At 42.8% G+C, this 428-nt stretch carries 1 pseudogene; it reads right to left on the reverse strand.

Going from position 1 to position 428, the window contains the following annotated elements:
- Positions 1–428, reverse strand: a pseudogene (locus CXF67_RS17965) (gliding motility-associated C-terminal domain-containing protein); the annotation flags it as partial.

Consider the following 428-nt stretch of genomic DNA (forward strand, 5'->3'; position numbering starts at 1 on the left):
TGGCTCCTGAGTACCATTGCCGTTTTCATCGAAGTACAAGTGACCAGTTAAAGTACCTGTTTCGTAAAAACCATCTATTTCATTAAACGTTTGTCCAGTTATAATGGTGGTTGTTGTTGGGTCCTCCCCTTCTGTTTGCGCTGCTCCTATTGGGAAATCTGCATCAGTTTCATCAATATCAGATGTAGCATTACCAGGCGGTAAATCTATACTCCAGTCTCCATTGGCATCTGTTACCAGTGTTGTGGTAGCTCCAAACACATCGGTAATTTCAACATCAACATCGGGCATGTCTGCTTCACTTGGCTCCTGAGTACCATTGCCATTTTCATCGAAGTATAAGTGACCCGTTAAAGTCCCTGATTCGAAAAAACCATCAATTTCATTAAACGTTTGTCCGCTTACGATAGTGGTCGTTGTTGGATCCG

It is taken from the genome of Psychroflexus sp. MES1-P1E (assembly GCF_002836055.1).
Lineage (GTDB): Bacteria > Bacteroidota > Bacteroidia > Flavobacteriales > Flavobacteriaceae > Psychroflexus.